The 2,270-nt window shown below is 64.4% G+C and carries 3 protein-coding genes; 2 read left to right on the forward strand and 1 reads right to left on the reverse strand.

Going from position 1 to position 2,270, the window contains the following annotated elements:
• Positions 1-95 precede the first annotated feature (95 nt).
• Positions 96-716: a glutathione S-transferase family protein gene (locus tag AOQ71_RS35260; RefSeq protein ID WP_057757260.1), complete on the forward strand. Its 621-nt coding sequence runs from the start codon at positions 96-98 to the stop codon at positions 714-716.
• 95 nt (positions 717-811) lie between these two features.
• Here AOQ71_RS35260 and AOQ71_RS35265 read toward each other — a convergent pair whose 3' ends face one another.
• Positions 812-1,726 carry a LysR family transcriptional regulator gene (locus AOQ71_RS35265; RefSeq protein WP_057757137.1) on the reverse strand — a complete coding sequence of 305 codons (915 nt, stop codon included), beginning with the start codon at positions 1,724-1,726 and terminating at the stop codon, positions 812-814.
• A gap of 92 nt (positions 1,727-1,818) precedes the next feature.
• Between AOQ71_RS35265 and AOQ71_RS35270 the strand changes: the two genes are divergently transcribed.
• A complete protein-coding gene (locus tag AOQ71_RS35270) occupies positions 1,819-2,262 on the forward strand; it encodes a nuclear transport factor 2 family protein (protein WP_057757139.1) in 444 nt (147 codons plus the stop codon).
• Positions 2,263-2,270: the final 8 nt, after the last annotated feature.

Consider the following 2,270-nt stretch of genomic DNA (forward strand, 5'->3'; position numbering starts at 1 on the left):
CAGGCGGGCGGATGTGGGCAACTGCGAAGAGGATGTCGTGCTCTAGACCTCGGGGGCAACAGCCGTTAACTTCCGGCTTTCCCATGAGGTCCGACATGCTCAAGCTCTACTACGCCCCCGGCACCTGCGCGCTCGCCACCTACATGACCCTCGAGGAGGCCGGCGCCGACTACACGGCTGAACGGCTGAGCCTCAAGGACAATCAGCAGAACAGCCCGGAATATCTCGCCATCAACCCGAAGGGGCGTGTCCCGGCCCTGGTGACCGACCGCGGCGTCCTCACCGAGACGCCGGCGATGCTGGCCTATATCGCGCAAATCTTCCCGAAGGCGAAACTCGCGCCGCTCGACGATCCCTTCGACTTCGCCCAGGTGCAGTCGTTCAACTCCTATCTGTGCTCGACCGTGCACATCAATCACGCCCACAAGCTGCGCGGCGCGCGCTGGGCGACACAGGAGAGCTCGTTCGCCGACATGAAGGCGATGGTGCCGCAGACCATGGGCGCCTGCTTCAAGCTGATCGAGCAGAGGATGTTCAAAGGTCCGTGGGTGATGGGCGATCAGTTCACGGTCTGCGATCCCTATCTCCACACGCTCTCGCACTGGCTCGAAGGCGACAGCGTCGACATCAACGCCACGCCGAAGATCGCCGACCATTTCAAGCGCATGATGGATCGTCCCGCGATCCGCAAGGTGATGGACGCGCAGAAGGCGTGAAGGCAGATCTTGTAGGGTGAGTTAGTGAAGCGTAACCCACCTCTTTACTATCAGCGGATACAGAAGTGGTGGGTTACGCCTTCGGCTGACCCACCCTACAAAGCTTTCTTCTCCAACTCCCGCCCCGTCTCCAGCATCAGCCGCCGCAGCCAGATCGAGCCCGGGTCCATCTGCGCCCGGGTCGGATAGAACATGAACTGCTCGTCGATCCCGGGATCGAGCGGCGGCGCGACGGTGACGAGGCCGAGCTGCTTCGATAGCGCGGCGATCAGCCGCCGCGGCACGAAGGCGACGAGGTCGGTCCGGGCGGCGACGTGCAGGGCCTCGAGATAGCCCGAGACCACCAGCGAGACGTGCCGCTCGATGCCTTTGCTGCGCAGCCAGGTGTCGATCAGGTCCTCGGGCTGGCCGCGGATGATCACGCCGACATGGCGCGCGGCGAGGAACGCCTCGCGCCGCTTCAGCTTTGGCGCAAGCGGGTGGCCGCGCCGCACGGCGAGCGCATCGCCGTCGGTGTAGAGCAGCTGGCGATGAAAACCCTTGAAGGCGTTGCCGATCGAGATCACGAGGTCGATGGTGCGGGCGAACTCGGCGTGAAAGATCGCCGGTCCCCGCCACGGCACGACGTCGATGCGGACATTGGGCGCAAGGCGCGTGACCTTCTCCATCAAGGGCGGCATCAATAGCTCGACGGCGAGGTCAGGCATCATCAGGCGGAACTGCCGCTCGCTGCGCGCGGCGTCGAATGCCTCGGGCACGAACAGCCCGCGCACCTGGTCCAGCGCCTGCGCCAGCGGCCCGCGCAGGGCTTGCGCCCGCGGCGTCAGCTCCATCCGTGCGCCGGTTCGCACCAGCAGCGGGTCGCCGAAGATATCGCGCAGCCGCTGCAGGGCGTGGCTGGTGGCCGGCTGTGACAGCCCGATGCGCATGGCGGCGCGGCTGACATTGGCCTCGCGCAGCAGCGCGTCGAGCGCAGTCAGGAGGTTGAGATCGAGCGAATTCAAATTCATGAGACGAATAGATATCATATTCGCTATCGATTTGAAGAATTCCAATCAAGCGGCGATGTTCTCCCGTGTTGCCATGACAAGGAGATGCCGCCATGAGCGCTGCCGCCAACAAGAAACTGATGCAGGATATTTTCGCCGCCGCCGCCAGCCCCGACCCTGATGTCCGCGACCGGTCGCTGTTCAGCGCAAGCCTTGCCGACGACGCCAAATGGATCGTCACCGGCCAGTATTCCTGGTCACGCACCTTCACCGGCAAGGACGCGATCCTCAAGGATCTGCACGGCTATGTGCGCTCCCGCCTGCGCGACCGCGCGCGCACGGTCGCCGAGCGCTTCATCGCCGATGGCGACATCGTCGTGGTCGAGGCCAAGGGCGACAACGTCACGCCGGAGGGCGTGCGCTACGACAACGACTATTGCCTGGTGTTTCGGTTCGAGGACGGCAAGATCAAGGAGATCCGCGAGTACTGCGACTCCGTGCTGACCGAGAAGGTGCTGGGCCGGTTCCCGCAAGCAGCAGTCAGGGCTGCCGGCTGATCCGGCTG

It is taken from the genome of Bradyrhizobium manausense, from assembly GCF_001440035.1.
GTDB lineage: Bacteria > Pseudomonadota > Alphaproteobacteria > Rhizobiales > Xanthobacteraceae > Bradyrhizobium > Bradyrhizobium manausense.